The sequence below is a fragment of the Kitasatospora sp. NPDC001132 genome, assembly GCF_053598415.1.
This window is the reverse complement of the sequence record NZ_JBSFKF010000024.1, coordinates 75,062-96,655: the sequence shown is the minus strand read 5'-3', so window position 1 is coordinate 96,655 and position 21,594 is coordinate 75,062. Positions and strand designations below refer to the sequence as shown.

Below are 21,594 nucleotides of genomic sequence, written 5' to 3'. Positions count from 1 at the left end.
GTCAGTGTGTCGGAGCCGGCCGGGCCGGCGCGGGGGTTTCACGGGTTCCGTGCCGCTGGGCGGCCGGCGCGGTGGACGTCCTGCTGGTGGCGGGGCTGATCCGGTCCGGCCTCGGCGCCGTTCAGGCGGTGGCCATCGGGATCGGGCTCCTGCTCGTGCCCTGGCTGCTCACCAGGGACGTCCGCCGCTGAGCGGCTCCTGCGGTCCGAACGGCCCGACCCCGGCCCCCGTCGCCGAGGCCCCGTCAGCGGGCCAGCAGCGGGAGCGGTGCGCCGGTGCGGGCCGGGAGTTCGAGGCGGGTGAGCAGGGCCGAGGGCGAGACCTCGACCACCCGGCAGCCGGCCCGGTGGCGGCAGTGGCGGGCGACCGAGCCGTGCCGCAGGCGGTCCAGGCGGCGACGGGTGGCGGCGCCGAGCACGAGCAGGTCCTCCGGGCCGGTGACGGCGCCGACCAGGGCGGGGCCGGGTTCGGCGTTGACCACCAGCGGGTGGATGACCAGGTCGGACGGGTAGCCGCCGTAGGCCTGCTCGAAGGCGACGTCGAGGCGCCGGCGGGCGGCGTGCTCCAACTCGGAGCGCGGGCGCAGGCCGTCACGCTCGGTGGTGGCCCAGGCGGCCACGGGCACCAACACCGCCCGGTGCCGGGCCGCCTCGCCGACGGCGTGGTAGAGGGCGGCCAGACTGCTCAGTGATCCGCTCAGGCCGACGATCACTCGGGTGGTCCCGGTCATGGCCGTTCGCCTCCGTCTCTCCGGCGGCTCTCTCCATCGGGCTCCGCCGGTTCGGCACTCCTTGCTTCGGATGACTCCAGTGAACCCCGGAACGGACCCGTCCGTACCGCTGCTGACACCTCCATGACGCGGGCCGCGCACATCCTGACGGACTCCTGACAGGGGCGGCGGGGATCTCCCGGGCGGCGCGCCCCGCCCGGGGCCCCGGCCGGTCCGTCAGCCCAGCCCCGGCACGAACCGGATCAGCAGGTCGATCGCCTTGATGCCGAGGAACGGCAGCACCAGCCCGCCCAGCCCGTACACCCGCAGGTTGCGCCGCAGCAGGTCGGTCGCCGAGGCCGGCTGGTAGCGCACGCCGCGCAGGGCGAGCGGGATCAGGGCGATGATGATCAGCGCGTTGAAGATGATCGCGGAGGCGATGGCCGAGGTGGGGCTGTGCAGTTCCATGATGTTGAGGTGGTGCAGCCCGGGATAGGCGTTCGCGAACATCGCGGGGATGATGGCGAAGAACTTGGCCACGTCGTTGGTGATCGAGAAGGTGGTCAATGCTCCTCGGGTGATGAGGAGTTGCTTGCCCACTCGGACGATCTCGATCAGCTTCGCCGGGTTGGAGTCGAGGTCGACCATGTTGCCGGCCTCCTTGGCGGCCGGGGTGCCGGAGTTCATCGCGACGCCGACGTCGGCCTGGGCGAGCGCGGGGGCGTCATTGGTGCCGTCACCGGTCATCGCGACCATGTTCCCGGCGGCCTGTTCGCGGCGCAGGTGGGCGAGCTTGTCCTCCGGGGTGGCCTCGGCGAGGACGTCGTCCACCCCGGCCTCGGCGGCGATGGCGCGCGCGGTCAGCGGGTTGTCCCCGGTGACCATGACCGTACGGATGCCCATCCGCCGCAGTTCGGCGAAGCGTTCGGCGATGCCCTCCTTCACCACGTCCTTGAGCTCGACCACGCCCAACGCCCGTGCGCCGTGCCGGTCGTGGACCGCGACCAGCAGTGGGGTGCCGCCGGACTCGGAGATCCGGTCCACCAGCGGCTTGGCCTCCATCGGAAGCCGCCCACCGGAGTTCACCACCCAGCGGGCGACGGCGCCGGCCGCCCCCTTGCGGATCAGGCAGGTGGTGCCGTCCGGCCAGGAGAGGTCGACGCCGCTCATCCGGCTCTGCGCGGTGAACGGCACGGGCTGCTGCTCGCCCAGTTCGCCCGGGGCCCTCGGTGGCAGCCAGTAGTGACGGACCGTCAGTTCGACGAGTGACCGCCCCTCCGGCGTCTCGTCCGCGACGGAGGCCAACTGGGCGGCCTCGGCGAGCTGTTCGGTGGTCGCGCCGGGCAGCGGGTGCAGGGCGACGGCCCGGCGGTTGCCGTGGGTGATGGTGCCGGTCTTGTCGAGCAGCAGCACGTCCACGTCTCCGGCGGCCTCCACCGCCCGGCCGGACAGCGCGACCACGTTGCGCTGCACCAGCCGGTCCATGCCGGCGATGCCGATCGCCGAGAGCAGTGCACCGATGGTGGTCGGAATGAGCGCGACCATCAACGCCACCAGCACGACGGTGGTTTGGGGTGCGTGGGCGTAGATCGCCATCGGCTGGAGCGAGACGACGGACAGCAGGAAGACGATGGTCAGCGAGGCCAGCAGGATGTTGAGCGCGACCTCGTTCGGCGTCTTCTGCCGGTTCGCCCCCTCGACCAGGGAGATCATCCGGTCGACGAAGCTCTGCCCGGGGCGGGAGGTGACCCGGATGACGAGGTGGTCGGAGAGCACCCTGGTGCCGCCGGTGACACCGGTGCGGTCGCCGCCGGACTCCCGGACCACCGGTGCGGACTCCCCGGTGATCGCGGATTCGTCCACGGTCGCGATGCCCTCGACCACCTCGCCGTCCTGCGGGATCACCTCGCCGGCCGGGACGAGGACGATGTCGTGCGGGAGCAGCTGCGCGGCGGGGATGACCTCGTGGCGGTGGTCGCGGGTGCCGACCCGCCAGTGCGGCAGCCGCCGCGCGGTGGTGGCGGACTGGACGCGGCGCAGGGAGTCGGCCTGCGCCTTGCCGCGGCTCTCCGCGACGGCCTCGGCGAGGTTGGCGAACAGCACGGTCAGCCAGAGCCAGAAGGAGATCACCCAGGAGAAGACGCTCGGGTGGAGGACGGCGCTGATGGTGGTGAGCGCGGAGCCGGTCTCGACCACCAGCATCACCGGGTTGCGCGTCATGGTGCGCGGGTGGAGCTTGCGGACGGCGGCGGGCAGCGCCTCGGCGAGCTGACGGCGGGTGATCAGCCGGCGCCGCCCGCCCGGCGAGGTGGGCCGGTGGCTCGGTGGCGGCGTGGGCGCGGAGGCCGGGGAGGGCTCCGGGCGGCGGAACCAGTTCTGATCGGGCGAGGTGCCCGGGGTGGTGTCCGGGGTGCTGAGGGCCGAACGGCGCATCGTCTTGGGGCCTTCCGGGCCGCCCGGTTGACAGGGCGGCGGGTTTCGGGGGAGCGGCGGGAACGCCGGACAGCCCACCATCCGTCCGGCGGGGAACATGCCGGTCTTGACACGGGCTTGGCGGCGGAGCGGCAGTCCTTGACAGCTCCCTGACACCCCCGCCGGACCGCTGTCAGGAAGGCGTCAAGGACTGCGACCCCGCCGTACGCCCTGCGTCAAGGACGGGTGCGGTCGGTGTGCGGAGGGGCTCCACTGGAGGGGTACGGCCGCACGGGCCGCCGCCACCCGAAGGGACCTCGCCATGACCACCGCCGCCACCGCCGCCACCGCCGTCATCGACGTCGACGGGCCGCTGGAGCGGACGGTCCGCCCGGTTCCGGTCGCCTGGCGCCGGGACCGCCCCGAGCCGCCGGAACCGGCCCCGGTGGTCGACCGCGCTCGCACCCGCCCGGCGCACTGCCGGTTCGCCGCGCACTACGAGGACTGACGCCCGCAGGACCACCCCGCCACCCACAGGAGCAGCCGCCATGACCCAGCTCGTCGCCCCGCCCGTCCCCTCCGCTCCCACCGCCCCCGCCGACGCGCTCGGCGGCCCCTGGCCGGCCTCGGCGCGGCCCGGCCGGGGAGCCGAGCTGCTGGTCGGCGGTGTGGGACTGGCCGAGGCCGCCGAGCGGTTCGGCACCCCGCTGTACGTGCTGGACGAGGCCGAGGTCCGGGGGCGGGCCCGGGCCTACCGGCGGGCGCTGCCGCACGCCGAGGTGCTGTACGCGGCCAAGGCCTTCCTGTGCAGCGCGATGGCCGACTGGGTGGAGCAGGAGGGGCTGGGGCTGGACGTCTGCTCGTCGGGAGAGCTGTGGCTGGCGGTCTCGGCCGGCTTCCCGGCCCAGCGGATCCTGCTGCACGGCAACGCCAAGTCCCCGGAGGAGCTGCGGCTGGCCCGTCGGCTGCGGGTCGGGCGGATCGTGATCGACGGCCCGGCGGAGATCGCGCGGCTGGCGGCGCTGGTGGCCGCCGACACACCGCAGAGGGTGCTGGTCCGGGTGATGCCCGGGATCTCCGCCGGGCACCACCAGGCGGTGCGGACGGGCGTCGGCGGGCAGAAGTTCGGCTTCCCGGTGGAGGGCGGTGACGCGGCGGACGCCATCGCCCGGGTGCTCGACCAGCCCGGGCTCGAACTGGCGGGGCTGCACTGCCACTTGGGTTCGCAGATCACCTCGGTGGAGCCCTACCTGCTCGCGGTGGACGCGCTGGTGCGGCTGCTCTCCGAGGTGCGGGAGCGGCACGACGTGGAGCTGGCGGAGCTGGACCTGGGTGGCGGCCACGGCATCCGCTACCTGCCCGGGGACGCCGAGCTGGACCTCGCCGAGTTCGCGGTGCGGGTGACCGACCGGCTGGCGGTGCGCTGCGCCGAGGCCGGGCTGGACGTGCCCCGGCTGCTCGTCGAACCCGGCCGCGCCGTCGCCGGACCGGCCGCGGTGGCGGTCTACCGGGTGCTGTCCGTCAAGCACACCGCCGACGGCCGCTGCTTCGTCGCGGTGGACGGCGGCATGAGCGACAACCCGCGCCCGGCCCTGTACGGATCGCCGTACACGGTGCGGCTGGTCGGCCGCCGCTCGGAGGCGGGGGAGGGGAGGGTGGACGTGGTCGGACGCCACTGCGAGGCCGGCGACGTGCTCGTCCGGGACGCCGCGCTGCCCGCCGACCTGCGCCCGGGCGACCTGCTGGCCATGCCGGCGGCCGGGGCCTACCAGCTCTCCATGGCCTCCGGCTACAACCTGGTCGGCCGCCCGGCCGTGGTCGCGGTGAGGGACGGCCGGGCCCGTCTCCTGATCCGCCGGGAGACGGTCGAGGACTTCCGTCTGCGCGAGGTCGGCCGCTGAGGGGGTGGGGCGGGCCTGCGTGAGAAGTCGGCCGGGCCGACTTCTCACGCACTTCCCTGCACGTCCACGCACTCTCACGGAGGCCCGAAACTCCGTTGAACCGGTGTGACCCGGAAGGCCGTTGACGAAGATGATCACCTTCTCCGCCGTCCGACAGGATTTCCATGCGTCAGCCTTCCCCTCCCGATGCCCGTACCAGGCCCCGGCGGCGACTTCGCCGGCTGACCCACCTGGTGACGGCATGCGTCGCCGCGAGCGCGGCCCTGCTCGCGCCCGCCTCCGCCGAGGCGAGCGGGACGAGCAACAGCGACGCGTACAACAACCTCGGGTCGACGTCCCGGGCGGACTGGATGCGGAACCTCGCCGGTGACACCTGGCTGGCGTCACTGTCCCTGCCCGGCACCCACGACACCCTCGCCATCCACGGGGGCGACCCCGTCCGGACCCAGCAGGACTTCGGCGACAGCGCCAACACCCTGAGCACGCAGCTGGATCGCGGGATCCGCGCCATCGACATCCGGGTCCGCGTCACCGAGAACAAGTACTTCACCGTCCACCACGGGTCGTTCTACCAGAACGCCAACTTCGACGACGTCCTGGGCAAGGCGAGGGACTTCCTCGGACAGCACCCGAGCGAGACGATCGTGATGCGGCTGAGGGCCGAGTGCCCGCTCGGTGGCAGCGGCGGCACGTTCGAGTGCGACGACGATCCGAAGACGGTCACCAACGACAGGCGCAGGGAGATCTTCGCGGACTACGTGTCCCGGTATCCCGGCCTGTTCTACGCCCCGTCGGTGGTCAACGGCACCAAGGCCTACGTTCCCCGGCTCTCGGACGTCCGGGGGAAGCTCGTGCTGGGCAGCTTCGACGGCCTCGACAGCGACAGCTACGGGATCGGGACCTTCAACGACCACCAGGAGGACCACTTCGACGTGCCCGACGCCCGCAGGAAGTGGGAGTACGTCAAGGCGAACATCGACCGGGCGGTCGGCGACGGCAGCGGCCACATGTTCGTGACGTACACGTCGGCGTCCAACGCCCCCCTCCTGAACCCGCACGCGTACGCGGGCGGACACGTGACCTACGTGGGCGGCAAGGCGCCCGTCAACCTTCCGGGCGTCAACTTCCAGTTGATGAACTACCTCAACAACGGCGGGGGCAAGGGCCGCCTCGGCGTCGTCATGATGGACTTCCCCGGCTGGGCGCTGGTGGAGAACATCATCGCCCGCAACCAGGACCACGTCGTCAAGGGCGCCCACCAGGCCGTCTGGCTGGTCAACGCCGACAAGACCTACGTCGACAGCAAGTACCACCGGTGCATGGTCCGGGGGCCGGAGTTCGACAGTTCCGACTCCGGTGGTCTGGTCACCCAGCGCGCGTGCCAGTCGACGCCGCCCAGCAGCCACCAGTGGGGAGCCGAGAAGCCGCCGTACGACGGCCAGGGCTATTACTGGATCAAGGCCAACAACGGCAAGTGCCTGACCGTCCCCTACAACAACGGCACCCCGCCGGGGGCCGGGACCCAGTTGTTCTGGTGGGGCTGTGAGACCCGCTGGTCCTCGGGCAGCCAGTTGTGGAACGTCATCCCGACCCAGATCGAGGTCGGGGGCAAGCGCACGACGGCCTACAAGTTCATCAACCAGTGGACGGGCCTGTGCGTGTCGGTGGACCCGGCGACCGCGTCCACCGCGGGCGGCAAGGTGACCCAGGACGCCTGCCCGGCCTGACGCGCACTGCCCTCCGGGCCTCGGCTCCCTCCGGCCGGCGTGAGAAGTCGGCTCGTCCGACTTCTCACGCCGGCCGGTCGCGCATAAAAGCAGGTGAACGGGGTGGCGGCCCCCGATAGGGTCCGGCGGGTGACGAACTGGCGAGAGATCTACGAGAACGACTGCGTGCTGCCCGCGGGGCCCGGGTTGGACGAGCTGGTCGCGGAGCTGGCGGAGGCCTTGGGGGACCCGGACCCGGAGATCCGGGACGGCTATCCGTACGCGGTGCTGGCGGCCTGGATCGGGCGCGGGGTGATCGACGGCAAGCGGTGCCTGGCGCTCGGCGATCTGATGGTGGAACGTTTCGCCCATCCGCGGATCGAGGCCCGGACGTTCGCCCCGCTGGTCCTGGTGATGATCGTGAACCAGGGCCACCTCAGGCCCGAATGGATCGACGCGTTCGCCGCCTGGTACCGCTCGGAGGCCGACCTGCGCGGTCGTGACGAGACGCTCGGCTGGCTGCACGCCGTGGCGCACGGCGCGGACCTGCTCGGGGCCTGCGGTCGGCGGCCCGAGGTCGACCCCGAACCGCTGCTGGGGCTCGCCGCGGAGCGCCTGCTCGCGCCGACCGACTACCTGTTCGCCGAACGGGAGGACAACCGGCTCGCCAGGGCCCTCGCCCTCGTCCTCACCCGCCCCGACCTGACGCCGGAGCGGTCGACCGCCTGGCTGTCGACGGTGGGCGACGCATTCGTCGGGATGGAACGCGGGCCGATGCCGGTCTGGGCCTCCAACACGGTCCGCACCCTGCTCGCCCTGTACGCCCTGGCGGACCTCGGGGTGCCCACGGAGCGCGGGGGGAACCCCGTCCCGCTGGCTCACGCCGCCGCGGTCAAGGGCCGGCTGGCCGAGGTGCTGCGCCCGGTGTTCCCGTACGCCTGAGACCGCGAATGGCGGGCGGCGGGCGGCGTAAAGCGGCCGCGGCGGCCTACGAAGGGCGGCGCCCCCAGCAGGTGACCATCATCCAGGCGGTGTCGGTGAAGGCCGGGTCGTCCAGGTGGGCGACGGCCGCCGTGATCTGCTCGGCGGTCATGAGCCCGGTGGCGATGAGCCCGGGGGTGGCCTGGGCGAAGCACCGGCGCCAGAACGCGTCCTCCTTCTCGTCCGTGCCGCACACGGCGACGCGGATGGTCATGCCGATGTCGGTGAGGCCGGAACGGGCCATGGCCGGCGGGATGCGGCGGGCCCAGGAGTGGTCGGTGCCGTGGGTCCGGGCCAGCAACCGCTGGCAGGCCTCGAGCAGTTCGGCGAACCGCGGATGGGGGGAGGCGGCGGCCGGGAGGTAGGTGGGGTCCTCGACGACGAGCCAGCCCCCGGGCGCGAGCCAGCCGGCCATCCGGTCGAGGGCGAGCTGCGGGTCGGGGAGGTGGCCGAGCAGGGCCCGGGCGTGCACCAGGTCCTGGGAGCCCGCCGGGAAGTCGTCACGCGTCACGTCGTGCCGTGCGACCGTCAGGTTGGCCGGTGCGGGTGACGCGTCGAGGAGCGCGGTGTCGAGGTCGGTGGCCGTCACCCTGCCGTCGGGGCAGCGGGCGGCGAGCCAGCGGGCGATGGAACCGTGCCCGGCCCCGGCCTCGACGCAGTGCCAGTCCGCGGCGACACCGAGCCGTTCGAGGACGGCCGTGGTGGTCGGGTCGCAGAGCTCCTCCAGCAGACGCAGGCGCTCGAGTTCCCCCCGTGTGCCGTGGGCGAGGACGCCCTCCTGATAGGCCGGGGCGTTCATCCCTGTTCTCCGTTCGGGTGTCGGGCCGGCCGTGCCGGGGTGGAGGCGTGCACGATGCCCACGTCGAGCGGCTCGGGGTCGAGGGCGGTCACGGCTGCCTGCCCGGGTCGGTCATCGGGCTGTTCCACTCGCGCATCAGCGCGACCAGTCGGCCGCAGTAGCTGCGCTCCGCCTTCACGTAACCGCCGCCCCCCGCGCCGAAGGACCACGCGACGGCGTTCATCTCCTCCTCGTCGTGCGAGGGGGCGCCGCGGAAGAACGCGGCCAGCCGGTCGTTGACGCGCGGGAACCGCCCGGCGGGCAGCCGGAGGGCGTAGACGCCGACGCGCTCGATCTCTCCGGTGGCGATGCGGAGCGTCACCGAGAACGTGTGCCCGTCCGGGGCCGTGAAGGCCGCCATGTCCCGGAAGGTCGCCTCGTCCGGCACCCCGGCTCGGGAGAGGGCGAGCAGTCGCAGCGCGCCCTCGGGGGTGAGGCCCTCCCCGGTGCGGAAGTACAGGTTCGCCGTGTCGTGCTGGTAGTCGACGGCCACGTGCCGCACCGACGTCAGGCCCAGTTCGCGGAAGCGGTCGTGGTGCCGGAGGATCGTGTCCGGGATCCCGGGGGCGTCCAGGACCTCGCCCAGCGGCCGGATCCCGCCGAGGTACACCCAGGTCTTGACCAGGCCCCGGGCCGCGTCGAAGTCGCACAGCTCCGTCGAACCGTCGTAGAGGGAGCTCCAGGCCGAGATCAGGCCGGCCGTCGGGCTGTGGGGGTCGAGGAGTCCGGCGCGTGCCCCGAGGCCCACGGTGTCGACGGGAACGCGGTCGTAGAAGCGGTAGTTCAGCGCGCCGCCGGGCTTGTCGTTGGTGCGCCACAGGACGGCTCCCCGGTGGAAGCCCTCCTTGTACGCGTCCAGGACCCGGCGTGTCATGGGCGGGGAGTGGTCGACGCCCAGCAGGTCCGCGGTGGTCTCGAGGTCCCGGAGGAAGCGGGACGGAGAGAAGTCGCTAGCAGACACCATCAGGGCTGCCCCGTTCGTGCGTGGAGGAATTCGGCGGGTGATCGGACCGGTCCCATGGTGATCAAATCACCTTGTAGATCATTTCACCAGGGGCCCGCCGACCTGCCAGGGGCGCCGACCCTTCCGCCTGTGGCGGTGGTTCCCACAGCTCCCGAATGCTCACAAATGGCTGGATCGGAACGTTTCCGTCCGACCGTCAGCTGGTCCGGGTGAGATCCGTGGTGCGAACTCGACCGTGTGTGGCCGGTCGCTGTTAGGCTGCGCGCCTGAATACGAACTCTCCACGATGTAAAAGGACTTGGAAGAGAGGGTGAAGGGATCTCGCCCTCCACCACCGCCCGCCGACACCCGAGGATGCGCGTGAGACCCGAAGACGTCCCCCTGCTGTTCCAGGAGTTGGCCCGCGAGTTCGCGGACGCGACCGGCATGTCGGTGGCGGCGACCGGGTCGTTGGCCCGCGGCGACCACCGCACCGGACCGGGAGGCGAGGTCCTCTCCAACCTCGACCTGGTCCACGTCGTGGCCGAGGACGCGGACGTGCCGGACGTCCGTGCCCTGGTGGGGCGGAGGATGCGGCGGATCGCCGACACCTTCCGGATCGAGACGACCTCCGTCATCGCCAGGCTGCCGGCGTTCCGGCAGGCGGCCCACGCCCACTACCGGATCAGCATGCGGCGCGAGTGGTTCTGCGACGGTCTCGGGCTCGGTCCCGAGGCCTTCGACGGCCCCGGCCGCGAGGAGGACGACCTTCGCACGGCGCTCGCCTGGATGATGCAGCCCGTCCCCTACTACCTGTCGAAGGCGACGGCCGTGGACCCGACGACCAACCTCGCCAAGGCCCGTAGGGCCGCGACGCGGCTGGCCGACCGGTTCGACCTGGCGGTTGTGCACGACGGCCTCGACGACCTCCCGGGCACACTGCGCACCCTGATCGCCGAACACGGCGTCACCCCGTTGGAGTCCACGGCCCGTTACCTCGCGGCCCCCACCCACCCCGACATCGCGCAGCTCGTCCGCGACGCGGTCTTCGTCGAGAGCATGGGCCTGACCTCCGCCGACTCGATGGTCGTCCTGCTGCCGTCCGTCCCGAACTGACCAGCCCCTCCCGAGCTGACCCGTCCGTCCCGAACCGACCGTACCTCCCGAACTGACCCGTACCGGAGAACGCCCATGTCCACCCGGCAGCACGTGGAGATCCTGCCCCCGCACCCGCTGCGGGCCGGCTACGACCGGTCCCTGGCCCGCGGCTCGATCGCCGACGACTTCCAACGGCGCCTGGAGCCGGGCAACTTCAACCCCGGCTACCTGGGCGCCCTGACCGAGCGGGTCGAGCGGGCGCTGGGCGAGGATCCGGCGGACGAGACCATGCGGTGGCGCCTGGCGTTCCTGCTGCTCCAGAACGACGCCACCGCGGCCGCCGTCGAGCGGGCCGAGGCCCTGCTCGCCGGAGCCACCCTCCCGCAGGCCGTCCGCCTCGCCCACCTGGTGGCGGGCATCCGCGGCCGGGCCGACCTGCCGCGCACCGGCCGTCGCGTCCGGCGGGTCAACTGGTCGATCAACAACCGCTGTCCGATGTCCTGCCAGGGCTGCTACAACCCGTTCGCCGCGGAGCAGATCGACCTGGACCAGGCGGACCTGATCATCGGGAAGCTGGCCGCGCACGGCACCACCGACCTGGTCCTGGCCGGCGGGGACCCGCTGCTCTGGCCGCCGATCTTCGACGTGGTCGACCACGCCGTCGAGGCCGGCCTCAAGGTCGGCCTCGACACCACCGGCTACACCCTCACCGCCGGGAAGCTCGCCCGGCTGCGCGGGCTGTCCTCGCTGCGGCTGCCGCTGGACGCCGTCACCGCGGACGTGCAGCGCGCCTTCCGGCGCAGCCCGGACGGCAACCTCCTGCGGGCGCTGCTGGACTCCCTCGACCTCTGCGACGCCGAGGGCTTCGACCGGGTGCGGGTGCACACCGTGGCGAGCGCCGAGAACCTCCACCAGCTGCCGGAGCTCGCGGCCGAGGTGATGTCCCACCCGTCGGTGGCCCAGTGGGTGATCTTCCAGTGGTGGGGGCGACGGGCCTCGCCGGCCACGGTCCGCCGGCTCGGGGTGGCGGTCGAGGAGGTCCGCGAGGTCGTGGAGGCGATCCGCCGGGACCACCCCGACCGGGAGATCCACCTCGCGGAGAGCAGCCAGCGGGAGCTGCTGAACTGGATGATCCAGTCGAGTGGGCAGGTCGTCACCTTCGGGTCGGGCGCCGAGGAGGAGTTCATCCTGGGCAACCTGCTGACGGACGAGGTGGCGGAGATCCTGACCCACCCGATCCTGGACTTCGAGGCGATGTCCCGGGGGATCCCGGTCACCCCGGGGACCGTGTTCGGCCCGGCGGATACCGTGCGGGGCTGACGCTCCCGGCTGCCGGGCTGATAACGGAACGGTTGCGGAGCCCGCCATTCCCGTGCCCGGGGCTTGACGGCACGGGGAGGGCGGGCGTTTGCTGTGTCCGCTCGTTGGAACCTGTTTGGTTCTGGTTTGTTTTGCGTGTTTGAACGTTCAAAAAAGCCGACTACCTCGCGCGCCCCCGTCACGCCCCGCCACCCCCTCCGCACCACCTAGCCCCTCCGCACCACCTACCCCCTCCGCGCCCACCCACCCCCTTCGCACCACAGCCTTCCGGCGCCACCCCACCGAGAGGAATGCAATGTCACACCTTTCCCGCCGCGACCTTCTCCGCGCCTCCGGAGCCGGCCTGCTGGCCGTCGCCGCCGGCGGCACCCTCGCGGCCTGCGGCGGCGGCTCCGGCTCGGGAGGCGCCGCCGGCGGGGACGCCGACACCGGCACGATCACCGTCTGGTCCTGGGCCACCGCCGCCGACGCCCTGCGCGGGATCGTCCCGGCCTTCGAGAAGGACAACCCGGGGATCAAGGTCGACGTCCAGGACATCGGCGAGCCCGCCATCTGGGACAAGATCACCGTCGGCCTGGCGGCCGGCGGCCAGGGCCTCGGCGACGTCCTGCACATCGGCTGTGACTACCTGCCCGGCTACCAGGAGAAGTTCCCCGGCGGCCTGGCCGACCTCTCCGCGCTCGGCGCGGACGCCCACAAGGACAAGTTCGCCAAGGGCCTGTGGCCGGTCGTCAGCGGCAAGGACGGCCACGCCTACGCGCTGCCCTGGGAGGTCAACCCGCTCGGCTTCTTCTACCGCAAGGACTACTTCGACAAGGCGGGCCTCGACCCCGAGGCCCTCGCCACCTGGGACGACCTGATCGCCGTCGCGGACCGCTTCAAGGCCGCCAACCCCGGCATCGCCCTGATCGGCCTCAACAAGGCCGCCAACCCCACCCCCGACCTGGACTTCCTCCAGGCGCTGTTGCAGCTCCAGGGCGCCTTCTACTTCGACCTCCAGGGGAAGATCACCGTCGGCTCGGAGCCGGCCGTGCGCGCGATGACCATCATCAAGCGGCTGGACGAGGCCGGGCTGATCGGCGACACCCCCGGCGTCCAGAGCTGGCCGCCCGTGATGAAGACCGGCAAGCTCGCGGTGGCCGCGATGCCCGCCTGGGTCGCGCACTACCTGGAGAAGAAGTTCCCCGACCAGAGCGGCAACTGGCGCCTCACCAAGCCCCCGGCGGTCACCTCCGGCGGCAAGCGCACCGCCCTGGTCAACTCCACCCACCTGGCCGTCGCCGCCTCCAGTCCGCGCCGCCGGGCAGCCTGGAAGTTCGTCGAGTACGCCGTCACCCGCCCCGCCTCGGTGAATGCCATGTTCAACGCGGGCGGCGTCTTCCCCGCTCTCACCGAGGCCTACACCGACCCGCTGTACGCGGCGCCGAGCGCGTTCTACGGCGGCCAGCCGGTGCTCAGGACCTTTGCCGACCTCGCCACCGAGGGCGGCGACCCCACCAACTACTCCGGCGACTACGCCCGCGCCCTCAAGCTCGTCAGCGACGCCCAGACCAAGGTCCTGCTCAAGGGCGCCGACCCGGCCGCCGTCCTCCAGGACGCCGCCAAGCAGCTCGCCCAGCAGACGGGGCGCGGTATCGCATGAGTGCCGCCAGCCCGACCGCCTCCGGCCTCAACGGAAAGTCCGGACCGACCGCCTCCGGCCTCAACGGAAAGCCCAGGCCGAGTCGTTGGCGCCGCCGCGCGGTGCCGTACCTGCTGCTCGCCCCGGCCCTGATCACCTTCGCCGTGTTCAAGGTCTACCCGATCGTCGACTCGCTGCTGCTGTCCTTCACCACCGGTGCCGGCAGCGCCACCCGTAACGCCGGCCTCGCCAACTACCAGCGCCTGGTGGACGATCCGCTGTTCTGGACGGCCCTGCGCAACACCGGCGTGATCCTCGTCGTGCAGGTCCCGCTGATGCTCGGACTGGCCCTGCTGATGGCCGTCGGCATCAACTCCGCCCTGGTGCGCTGGCGTACGGTGTGGCGGCTCGGCGTCTTCATGCCCTCCGTCACCGGCCTGGTCGCCACCGGCGTGATGTTCGCCTACCTGCTCAAGGCCGACGACGGTGCGGTCAACTGGCTGCTGAACGCGGTCGGTCTGCCCTCCGTCGACTGGCTGGGCCAGCCCGTCTGGGCCCGGATGGCCGTCGTCGTCGTGCTCACCTGGCACTACACCGGCTACAACGCCGTCATCTACCTCGCCGGACTCCAGTCCATCCCAAGGGAGTTGTACGAGGCCGCGATGGTCGACGGCGCCGGCCCGATCCGCCGGTTCACCTCGATCACCGTCCCCGCGCTGCGCCCGGTGCTGCTGTTCACCGTCGTGCTCTCCACCATCGGCACGCTCCAGCTCTTCGACGAGCCGTACGTGCTGACCGGCGGCGGGCCTGACAACGCCACCCTGACCGTCTCCATGTACCTGTACCAGAACGGCTTCCGGTTCTTCGACTTCGGCTACGCCTCAGCCATCGCCTACGCGCTCACCCTGCTGGTGTCGGTGCTCGGTGCCGTCCAGATGCGCCTGATGGGAGAGCGCGAGAAGTGACCCCCAAGACCGTGAACCCCCTCAAGAAGCTGCGCGGCTGGCCGCTGACCTTCCTCCTCGCCGGCGTCACCGGGCTGTCGATCGCCCCCTTCTACTGGCTGGTGGTCTCCTCCACCCGCAAGGACACCGAGGTCTTCGACTGGCCGCCCAAGCTGCTGCCCGGCGGAAGCCTCGGCGAGAACCTGAGCCACCTGGAGCAGAAGATCGGCCTGCTCCGGGTGGTCGGGAACTCCCTGCTGGTGGCGGGAGTCCAGACGATCGGCGCGCTGGTCGTGGCGCTGCTCGCGGGCTACGCCTTCGCCAAGTTCCGCTTCCGCGGACGCACCCTGCTGTTCGCGCTGCTGCTCTCCACCCTCGTGGTGCCCGAACAGGTGCTGCTGGTACCGCTGTTCAAGATGATGATGAACTTCGGCCTGCTGGACACCTACCAGGCGCTGATCCTGCCGGGCCTGTGCGTGCCGTTCGCCATCTTCCTGATGCGGCAGTCACTGAGCAGCCTGCCGGACGAACTCCTGGACGCCGCCCGGGTCGACGGCGCGGGCGAGCTGCGGGTGCTGTTCAGCGTGGTGGTGCCGGTCATGCGGCCGGTGCTGGCGGCCCTGTCGATCTTCCTCTTCCTGGGCTCCTGGAACCAGTTCGTCTGGCCGCTGATCGCCCTGCGCAGCCCCGAGATGCACACCCTGCCGGTCGCCCTGGCGACGCTGCACGGCAACAAGTCCAACACCGACTACGGCGCGATCCTCTCCGGCACCGCGCTGTCCACCCTGCCGATGATGGTCCTCTTCCTGGTCCTCCAGCGGCAGTTCATCTCCGGCCTGCTGGCCGGCGCCACGAAGGGCTGAGCATGACCGAGACGAACGACGCCGCGGCCGAGGTCTGGGAGCCGCACGCCCCCACCGCCGCCGGGACCCCGCGACCGCTGGACGCCGAAGGGCTGGACCTGCGGGTGAGCGGCACGGGCACGGTGCGCAGGATCGCCGACGGGGTGGTGGAGGTCAGCGCCGAGGGCAAGGGCGAGGTGCGGATCGAGTGGCGGGTGCCCTGCGTCGACGCCACCGCCCTCTGGACCCCCGAGCCGCGCGGCACCGGCTGGCTGCCCGCCGCCTGGAGCGCCCCGCGCCGCACCTCGCTGGCCAACGGCGCGCCGATCGCCGCGCTGGTCGGCACCGGGGACGTCGCCCTCTGCGCCTTCGCCGCCTGGCGCCCGGACGTGCTGGCCGGGGCCGGCGTGGTCGAGGAGACCGGGGAGTTCCGGTTCTGGGCCCAGGCCGCCGACCGGCTCACCGTCCGGATCGACACCTCGCGCCGCCACTTCGGCCGCGCCCTGGCCGACCTCGCCGCCTGGTGGGGCGAGGGCCGCACCGCCGACATCCCGGAGGCCGCCCGCCGCCCCGCGTACTCCACCTGGTACTCGATGCACCAGGACATCACGCCCGAGGGCGTCGAGACCCAGGCCGCGCTCGGCAAGGAGCTCGGCCTGGACGTGATCATCGTGGACGACGGCTGGATGACCGCCGACCGCACCCGCGGCTACGCCCACTGCGGCGACTGGGAGCCGGTCTCGCTGCCCGACACCGCCGACCACGTCCGGCGGGTGCACGACCTCGGCGTGCGCTACATGCTCTGGTACGCGCTGCCGTTCATCGGCAAGGACAGTGCCGCGTACCGGGAGATCGGCCACCTCGCGCTGGCCGACGTCGCCCACATGGGCGCGATCGTCGCCGACCCGCGCCACCCCGAGGTCCGGGCCTTCCTCACCGACCGGCTCGCCCGGGCCGTCGAGGAGTGGGGCATGGACGGCCTCAAGGTGGACTTCGTCGACTGGTTCGCCCGTGCCGCCGAGAGCGCCGACGCCCCGCCGGCCCGCCCCGGAGCGGACTGCGCGAGCGTCGAGGAGGGCGTGGAACGGCTGCTCGCCGCGATCCGCGGCCGGATCACCGCCGCGAACCCGGAGGCGATGGTCGAGCACCGCCAGCCGTACGTCAGCCCCGGCCTGTGGCCGTACGCCACCATGATCCGCGCCACCGACTGCCCGCTCAGCCCGCAGGAGAACCGGCAGCGGACCATCGACGTGCGGCTGGCCGCCGGGCCCGTCCCGGTCCACGCCGACATGCTGATGTGGCACTCCGGCGAGCCGGCCGAGCAGGTCGCCTGCCACCTGATCAACGTGCTGTTCTCGGTGCCGCAGGTCTCCGTGGACCTCGCCGCGCAGAGCGAGGGCCAGCGCGAGGCGATCGCCTTCTGGCTGGGCGTCTTCCGCGAGCACACCGCCACCCTCCAGCTCGGCGAACTGCTCCCGGCCCGCCCGGACCTCGGCTACCCGATGGTCACCGCGCGCGGCACCGACACCGTCGCCGTGGCCCGGTACGCCGCGCTGCCGGTGGACGCCTCCGGCGACGACTGGCGCACCCTGCTGGTGGCCAACGCCGACGCCGACCCGGACGTCCGGCTCACCGGCGGCCGCGGGCAGGTGGCGGTGACGGTGCGGGACGCGCAGGGGCGTATCGTCCGGCAGGGCGAGGTCGAGCTGGACCGGGCGGACACGATCCCCGTGCCGCGCGGCGGGCTGCTGACCCTGCGCCGGGCCTGACGCCGTGTCGGGCCCGCCTCCGCGCCGAGCCCGAGCCGTGGGGCTCGGGCGGGGCACCGGCGCCCGTCCCGAGTCCCCGACCACCCCTGGAGAACCGCATGCCCGACGGACCGCACCGGCAGCGCCGCGGCGCCACCACGATCGAGGAGGTGGCCCGGGCGGCCGGGGTCTCCCGGCAGACCGTCTCCAACACGCTCAACGCGCCGCACCGGGTCCGCCCGGAGACGCTGGAGCGGGTGAACACGGCGATCCGCGAACTCGGCTACCAGCCCGACCAGTCGGCGCGCTCGCTGCGCAGCGGCGCCCGGCGCACCATCGGCTACCTCGCCCCGGTGGACGACCCGCTCGACCCCAACCCGCTGATGGCCGGCTTCCTGGAGGCCCTGGTCGACGCGGCAGGGGCGGCCGGGCAGCGGGTGCTGCTGTTCCGCCCCGGGCAGGGCACGGCCGACCCGGTGGCCGCGATCGACGAACTGGTCGCGGCCCGCCAGGTGGACGGGCTGGTGCTGGCCGACGTGCTGCGCGAGGACGTCCGGATCGCCCATGTGGCCCGGCTCGGCGTCCCGTTCGTCAGCTTCGGACGGACCGGGCCCGCGCAGCCGCAGTGCTGGGTGGACATCGACAACGAGGCGGCGATGGCCGACGTGGTGCGGCACCTCGCGGCGCTCGGCCACCGCCGGATCGGCTACCTCGGCGCCGCCGAGGAACTGCCCTGGATGGCGGCGCGGCGGGCCGGCTTCCTGGCCGAGGCGCACCGGCTGGGCCTGTCCGCGGTGGCGACGGGTGCCGCCGAGGCGGGTGTCTCCGGGACGGCCGCGGGCTCGGCGGTGGCCTCCGTACGGGCGCTGCTGCGCGGGCCCGACCGGCCCACCGCCTTCGCGGCCGGCGACGACCTGCTGGCGCTGGACGTCTACGAAGCCGTCCGGGCGGAGGGGTTGGTGGTCGGGCCCGGCGGGGTGGCGGTCACCGGCTTCCACGACACGCCGCTCTGCCGGCACCTCCACCCGGCGCTGACCTCGGTCCGGCTGCCGCTGCGGGCGATCGCCACCGCGATGGTCGGCCGGCTGCTGGACCGGGTGCGCGGGGAGGCGGCGCCGGCCGAGGGGCTGGAGCTGCCCACCGAGCTGGTGGTGCGGGGGAGTTCGGGCCGGTCTGGCGGGGCGGAACCGTCCGGCTGGTCGGGCTGGTTCGGTTAGCGGTCCGGTTCGGTTGGCCGGTCGGGCCCGGTTGGCCGGTCCAGTCCGGTCCGGTCCGGTGCGGTCCGGTTGGGTCCGGTGCGGTTTCGGTCAGCTGGGCCGGTCCGTGCGCTCGGCCGTCGCCGCCACGATCAGCTCGCCGACCAGTCCGGCGGCGGCCGCCCGCTGCTCGGCGGGCAGGGCGTCGTCGGTGACCAGGACGTCCAGCTGGTCCAGGTCGGCGAAGGAGGCCAGGCCGACCGCGTTCCACTTGGTGTGGTCGGCCACCGCGACCACCCGGCGGGCCGAGCGCAGGAAGGTGCGGTTGGTCTCCGCCTCGGCCAGGTTCGGGGTGGTCAGTCCGGCCTCGGGCGAGAGGCCGTGGCAGCCCAGGATCAGCAGGTTGACGTGCAGGGAGCGGATCGCCTGGTCGGCCACCGGCCCGACCAGGGCGTCCGAGGGGGTCCGCACCCCGCCGGTGCGGATCACCGTGGCGGTGGCCGGGGTCCCGTCCTCGGCGGGCTGCTCCAGCAGCTCGGCGATCCGCAGCGAGTTGGTCACCACGGTGAGGCCCTCGACGGCGCGCAGGCGCCGGGCGACCGCGAAGGTGGTCGTCCCGCCGGTCAGCCCGACCGCCGAAGCCGGGGGGACCAGCGCGGCTGCGGCCCGGGCGATCGCGTCCTTGGCGGGCAGCTCCCAGTGCGCCTTGGCCTCGAACCCGGGTTCGCCCGTGGCCGGCGCCTCGACCCGGACGGCGCCGCCGTGCACCTTGTGCACCAGGCCGCGGCGGGCCAGCGCGTCCAGGTCGCGGCGCACGGTCATGTCGGAGACCCCGAGGTCGCGGACCAGTTCGGTGACCCGGACCCCGCCGCGCGCGCGGATCTGCTCCAGGATCAGCACGCGGCGCTGTCCGGCGAGCGGTTGGGCGCTGTCAGCCATCGGGGCCTCCTTCGTCCACTGCCGATGAGTGGTACTGGTGGATAATGTTTGAGATTGTAACTTTCTGTTGATTCTCTATCGATCCCAGGGATCCTCATCGATCCCGGTCGATCCCACGATTCCAATGGCTTCACTCGGAGGAAGAAGGGCCATGCCCGGGACGTCCTTGACCCAGCCCACCACCGTCAGGACCGTGACCACCCTCGCGGACGGTCGGCAGCTGATCTACTACGACAGCGGCGCCGCCGACCCCCGGGGCGCGGTGGACGAACGGCCGCTCGACCCGCAGGTCCCCGGCTCCGAGGTCCGGCTTGACCCGGCCACCGGCGACTGGGTCACCATCGCGGCCCACCGCCAGGCGCGCACCTACCAGCCGCCGGCCGAGGAGTGCCCGCTCTGCCCGTCCCGGGACGGGCGGCTCAGCGAGATCCCGGCCGGGGACTACCAGGTGGCCGTCTTCGAGAACCGCTTCCCCTCGCTGGCCGGCGAGCCCGCGGAGCCCGTCCGGGCGGCCGAGGGCCTGTGGACCAGCGGTCCGGGCACCGGACGCTGCGAGGTTGTCTGCTTCACCGCCGACCACGACGCCTCCTTCGCCGACCTCACCCCCGAACGCGCCCGGTTGGTCCTGGACGCCTGGACCGACCGCACCGCCGAACTCTCCGCCCTGCCCGGCGTGCGGCAGGTCTACTGCTTCGAGAACCGGGGCGCCGAGATCGGCGTCACCCTCGCCCACCCGCACGGCCAGATCTACGCCCTGCCCTTCACCACCCCGCGCACCGCCCGGATGGCCGCCCGTGCCGCCGAACACCGCGCCGGAACCGGCCGCAACCTCTTCGAGGACCTGCTCGCCGCCGAACGCTCCCACGGCGAGCGCGTCGTGCTCGCCGGAGCGCACTGGACGGCCTTCGTCCCCTTCGCCGCCCGCTGGCCGTACGAGGTCCACCTGTACCCACATCGCAGGGTGCCCGACCTGACCGCCCTGGACGCCGACCAGCGGGACGAATTCCCCTCGCTCTACCTGGAGTTGCTGCGCCGCTTCGACCGGCTCTTCGGTGCCGGCCGCACCCCGTACATCTCCGCCTGGCACCAGGCCCCCGCCGGGCGGCGGGACGAACTCGCCCTGCACCTGGAGCTGTTCACCATCCGCCGCACCGCCGACAAGCTCAAGTACCTGGCCGGGGTGGAATCCGGCATGGACGCCTTCGTCAACGACGTCACCCCCGAGGACGCGGCCCGCCGACTGCGGGAGGTCGCTGGAGCATGAGCACCTTCACGGAGCTGTACGGCCGACCCGCCGAGGGGGAGTGGGCCGCCCCCGGCCGGGTCAACCTGATCGGCGAACACACCGACTACAACCTGGGGTTCGTCCTCCCGATCGCCCTGCCGCAGACCGTCCGCGCCCAGGCCGCCCGCCGGGAGGACGGGCTGCTGCGGCTCTGGTCCGCCCAGGGCGGTGAACTCGTCACGCTCCCGGTCGACGACCTCGCCCCCGGCTCGGTGCCCGGCTGGGCAGGCTACCCGGCCGGGGTGGTGTGGGCGCTGCGCGAGGCCGGGCACCCGGTCGGCGGGGCGGACCTCCGGCTGGACAGCGACGTGCCCAGCGGCGCCGGGCTCTCCTCCTCGGCCGCCCTGGAGTGCGTCGTCGCCGCCGCCTGCAACGACCTGTACGGGCTGGGGATCCCGGCCACGGAGCTGGCGGTGCTGGCCCAGCGCGCCGAGAACGCCTTCGTCGGCGTGCCCTGCGGGATCATGGACCAGATGGCCTCGCTGTGCTGCCGCCCCGGAGCCGCACTGTTCCTGGACAGCCGAGACCTGACGATGCATCATGTCCCGGTCGACCTCGCGGGCGCCGGCCTCGCCCTGCTGGTCCTGGACACCCGGGTGAAGCACGACCTCGGCGACGGCGCCTACGCCGCGCTGCGGGCCGGCTGCGAACGGGCGGCCGCCCTGCTCGGGCTGCCCGCGCTGCGCTCGCTCCAGCCGTCCGCACTGGCCGACGCGCTCACCCGACTGCCCTCGGAACTGGTTCCGCTGGTACGGCACGTGGTCACCGAGAACGCCCGGGTGGAGGCCGCCGTCGCCCGCCTGGACGCCGGCGACCTCGCCGCGCTCGGCCCGATCCTCACCGCCGGGCACGCCTCGCTGCGTGACGACTACCGGGTCTCCTGCCCGGAGACCGACCTCGCCGTCGAGGCCGCCCTGGCCGCCGGCGCCCACGGCGCGAGGATGACCGGCGGCGGCTTCGGCGGCTCGGTCATCGCCCTGGTGGACGCGGCCGCGGCGGAGCGCGTCGCCGCAGAGGTCACCGCGGCGTTCCGCGACGCCGGGTACGCCGAGCCACGCACCCTCACGGCCGTCCCGGCGGAGGGGGCGCGCCGGGTCGGCTGAGCCACGCC

The 21,594-nt window shown here is 73.0% G+C and carries 18 protein-coding genes; 13 read left to right on the top strand and 5 right to left on the bottom strand.

What is annotated here, in order from left to right:
• Nucleotides 1-244 precede the first annotated feature (244 nt).
• The gene (locus ACWDBE_RS27525; protein ID WP_449793365.1) at nucleotides 245-730 is read right to left on the bottom strand and encodes a universal stress protein; all 486 of its coding nucleotides are present in this window, start codon (nucleotides 728-730) and stop codon (nucleotides 245-247) included.
• A gap of 216 nt (nucleotides 731-946) precedes the next feature.
• The gene (gene kdpB / locus ACWDBE_RS27520) at nucleotides 947-3,142 is read right to left on the bottom strand and encodes a potassium-transporting ATPase subunit KdpB (RefSeq protein ID WP_449793366.1); all 2,196 of its coding nucleotides are present in this window, start codon (nucleotides 3,140-3,142) and stop codon (nucleotides 947-949) included.
• 301 nt (nucleotides 3,143-3,443) lie between these two features.
• Between kdpB and ACWDBE_RS27515 the strand changes: the two genes are divergently transcribed.
• The 4 genes from ACWDBE_RS27515 (at nucleotide 3,444) to ACWDBE_RS27500 (ending at nucleotide 7,670) form a co-directional block, all read left to right on the top strand.
• Entirely contained in the window at nucleotides 3,444-3,629 is a 186-nt protein-coding gene (locus ACWDBE_RS27515) for a hypothetical protein (RefSeq protein ID WP_449809385.1), read from the top strand.
• Between the two features lie 40 nt (nucleotides 3,630-3,669).
• Nucleotides 3,670-5,022 carry a diaminopimelate decarboxylase gene (lysA, locus tag ACWDBE_RS27510; RefSeq protein WP_449809384.1) on the top strand — a complete coding sequence of 451 codons (1,353 nt, stop codon included), beginning with the start codon at nucleotides 3,670-3,672 and terminating at the stop codon, nucleotides 5,020-5,022.
• 164 nt (nucleotides 5,023-5,186) lie between these two features.
• Nucleotides 5,187-6,749 carry a phosphatidylinositol-specific phospholipase C domain-containing protein gene (locus ACWDBE_RS27505; RefSeq protein WP_449809383.1) on the top strand — a complete coding sequence of 521 codons (1,563 nt, stop codon included), beginning with the start codon at nucleotides 5,187-5,189 and terminating at the stop codon, nucleotides 6,747-6,749.
• Between the two features lie 129 nt (nucleotides 6,750-6,878).
• Nucleotides 6,879-7,670 carry a DUF2785 domain-containing protein gene (locus ACWDBE_RS27500; protein ID WP_449792989.1) on the top strand — a complete coding sequence of 264 codons (792 nt, stop codon included), beginning with the start codon at nucleotides 6,879-6,881 and terminating at the stop codon, nucleotides 7,668-7,670.
• A gap of 46 nt (nucleotides 7,671-7,716) precedes the next feature.
• On the opposite strand, the gene ACWDBE_RS27495 is transcribed toward ACWDBE_RS27500, so the two are convergent.
• Both ACWDBE_RS27495 and ACWDBE_RS27490 read right to left on the bottom strand, forming a co-directional pair.
• Entirely contained in the window at nucleotides 7,717-8,508 is a 792-nt protein-coding gene (locus ACWDBE_RS27495; protein WP_449809382.1) for a class I SAM-dependent methyltransferase, read from the bottom strand.
• A gap of 88 nt (nucleotides 8,509-8,596) precedes the next feature.
• Entirely contained in the window at nucleotides 8,597-9,511 is a 915-nt protein-coding gene (locus ACWDBE_RS27490) for an aromatic prenyltransferase (RefSeq protein WP_449809381.1), read from the bottom strand.
• A gap of 360 nt (nucleotides 9,512-9,871) precedes the next feature.
• On the opposite strand from ACWDBE_RS27490, the gene ACWDBE_RS27485 reads away from it, so the two are divergent.
• The 7 genes from ACWDBE_RS27485 (at nucleotide 9,872) to ACWDBE_RS27455 (ending at nucleotide 18,280) form a co-directional block, all read left to right on the top strand.
• Entirely contained in the window at nucleotides 9,872-10,606 is a 735-nt protein-coding gene (locus ACWDBE_RS27485) for a hypothetical protein (RefSeq protein ID WP_449809380.1), read from the top strand.
• 75 nt (nucleotides 10,607-10,681) lie between these two features.
• Nucleotides 10,682-11,908: a radical SAM protein gene (locus ACWDBE_RS27480; protein ID WP_449809379.1), complete on the top strand. Its 1,227-nt coding sequence runs from the start codon at nucleotides 10,682-10,684 to the stop codon at nucleotides 11,906-11,908.
• Between the two features lie 295 nt (nucleotides 11,909-12,203).
• Nucleotides 12,204-13,550, top strand: a complete 1,347-nt coding sequence (locus ACWDBE_RS27475; RefSeq protein ID WP_449809378.1) for an extracellular solute-binding protein — start codon at nucleotides 12,204-12,206, stop codon at nucleotides 13,548-13,550.
• The gene (locus ACWDBE_RS27470; protein ID WP_449792983.1) at nucleotides 13,547-14,494 is read left to right on the top strand and encodes a carbohydrate ABC transporter permease; all 948 of its coding nucleotides are present in this window, start codon (nucleotides 13,547-13,549) and stop codon (nucleotides 14,492-14,494) included. Before ACWDBE_RS27475 ends, ACWDBE_RS27470 begins: the two co-directional genes overlap by 4 nt.
• Nucleotides 14,491-15,336, top strand: coding sequence for a carbohydrate ABC transporter permease (locus ACWDBE_RS27465; protein WP_449792982.1), 846 nt, complete (start codon nucleotides 14,491-14,493; stop codon nucleotides 15,334-15,336). The genes ACWDBE_RS27470 and ACWDBE_RS27465 overlap by 4 nt, the downstream gene beginning before the upstream one ends.
• Before the next feature lie 2 nt (nucleotides 15,337-15,338).
• Entirely contained in the window at nucleotides 15,339-17,084 is a 1,746-nt protein-coding gene (locus tag ACWDBE_RS27460; protein ID WP_449792981.1) for a glycoside hydrolase family 36 protein, read from the top strand.
• Between the two features lie 98 nt (nucleotides 17,085-17,182).
• Nucleotides 17,183-18,280, top strand: a complete 1,098-nt coding sequence (locus ACWDBE_RS27455) for a LacI family DNA-binding transcriptional regulator (RefSeq protein ID WP_449792980.1) — start codon at nucleotides 17,183-17,185, stop codon at nucleotides 18,278-18,280.
• 90 nt (nucleotides 18,281-18,370) lie between these two features.
• Here the strand turns inward: ACWDBE_RS27455 and ACWDBE_RS27450 are convergent, their stop codons facing one another.
• The gene (locus ACWDBE_RS27450) at nucleotides 18,371-19,198 is read right to left on the bottom strand and encodes a DeoR/GlpR family DNA-binding transcription regulator (protein WP_449809377.1); all 828 of its coding nucleotides are present in this window, start codon (nucleotides 19,196-19,198) and stop codon (nucleotides 18,371-18,373) included.
• A gap of 151 nt (nucleotides 19,199-19,349) precedes the next feature.
• Here ACWDBE_RS27450 and galT point away from each other — a divergent pair, with 151 nt between their 5' ends.
• A complete protein-coding gene (gene galT / locus ACWDBE_RS27445; protein WP_449792978.1) occupies nucleotides 19,350-20,462 on the top strand; it encodes a galactose-1-phosphate uridylyltransferase in 1,113 nt (370 codons plus the stop codon).
• Entirely contained in the window at nucleotides 20,459-21,586 is a 1,128-nt protein-coding gene (gene galK, locus ACWDBE_RS27440; protein ID WP_449792977.1) for a galactokinase, read from the top strand. The genes galT and galK overlap by 4 nt, the downstream gene beginning before the upstream one ends.
• The last annotated feature ends 8 nt before the right edge of the window (nucleotides 21,587-21,594 follow it).

What these genes read in the sequence shown, in the direction of transcription:
- ACWDBE_RS27525 (WP_449793365.1), bottom strand. Translation starts at nt 730, where the DNA reads ATGACCGGGACCACCCGAGTGATCGTCGGCCTGAGCGGATCACTGAGC.
- ACWDBE_RS27450 (WP_449809377.1), bottom strand. Translation starts at nt 19,198, where the DNA reads ATGGCTGACAGCGCCCAACCGCTCGCCGGACAGCGCCGCGTGCTGATC.
- ACWDBE_RS27480 (WP_449809379.1), top strand. Translation starts at nt 10,682, where the DNA reads ATGTCCACCCGGCAGCACGTGGAGATCCTGCCCCCGCACCCGCTGCGG.
- ACWDBE_RS27515 (WP_449809385.1), top strand. Translation starts at nt 3,444, where the DNA reads ATGACCACCGCCGCCACCGCCGCCACCGCCGTCATCGACGTCGACGGG.
- ACWDBE_RS27505 (WP_449809383.1), top strand. Translation starts at nt 5,187, where the DNA reads ATGCGTCAGCCTTCCCCTCCCGATGCCCGTACCAGGCCCCGGCGGCGA.
- ACWDBE_RS27490 (WP_449809381.1), bottom strand. Translation starts at nt 9,511, where the DNA reads ATGGTGTCTGCTAGCGACTTCTCTCCGTCCCGCTTCCTCCGGGACCTC.
- ACWDBE_RS27495 (WP_449809382.1), bottom strand. Translation starts at nt 8,508, where the DNA reads ATGAACGCCCCGGCCTATCAGGAGGGCGTCCTCGCCCACGGCACACGG.
- galT (WP_449792978.1), top strand. Translation starts at nt 19,350, where the DNA reads ATGCCCGGGACGTCCTTGACCCAGCCCACCACCGTCAGGACCGTGACC.
- kdpB (WP_449793366.1), bottom strand. Translation starts at nt 3,142, where the DNA reads ATGCGCCGTTCGGCCCTCAGCACCCCGGACACCACCCCGGGCACCTCG.
- lysA (WP_449809384.1), top strand. Translation starts at nt 3,670, where the DNA reads ATGACCCAGCTCGTCGCCCCGCCCGTCCCCTCCGCTCCCACCGCCCCC.
- galK (WP_449792977.1), top strand. Translation starts at nt 20,459, where the DNA reads ATGAGCACCTTCACGGAGCTGTACGGCCGACCCGCCGAGGGGGAGTGG.
- ACWDBE_RS27455 (WP_449792980.1), top strand. Translation starts at nt 17,183, where the DNA reads ATGCCCGACGGACCGCACCGGCAGCGCCGCGGCGCCACCACGATCGAG.
- ACWDBE_RS27470 (WP_449792983.1), top strand. Translation starts at nt 13,547, where the DNA reads ATGAGTGCCGCCAGCCCGACCGCCTCCGGCCTCAACGGAAAGTCCGGA.
- ACWDBE_RS27475 (WP_449809378.1), top strand. Translation starts at nt 12,204, where the DNA reads ATGTCACACCTTTCCCGCCGCGACCTTCTCCGCGCCTCCGGAGCCGGC.
- ACWDBE_RS27460 (WP_449792981.1), top strand. Translation starts at nt 15,339, where the DNA reads ATGACCGAGACGAACGACGCCGCGGCCGAGGTCTGGGAGCCGCACGCC.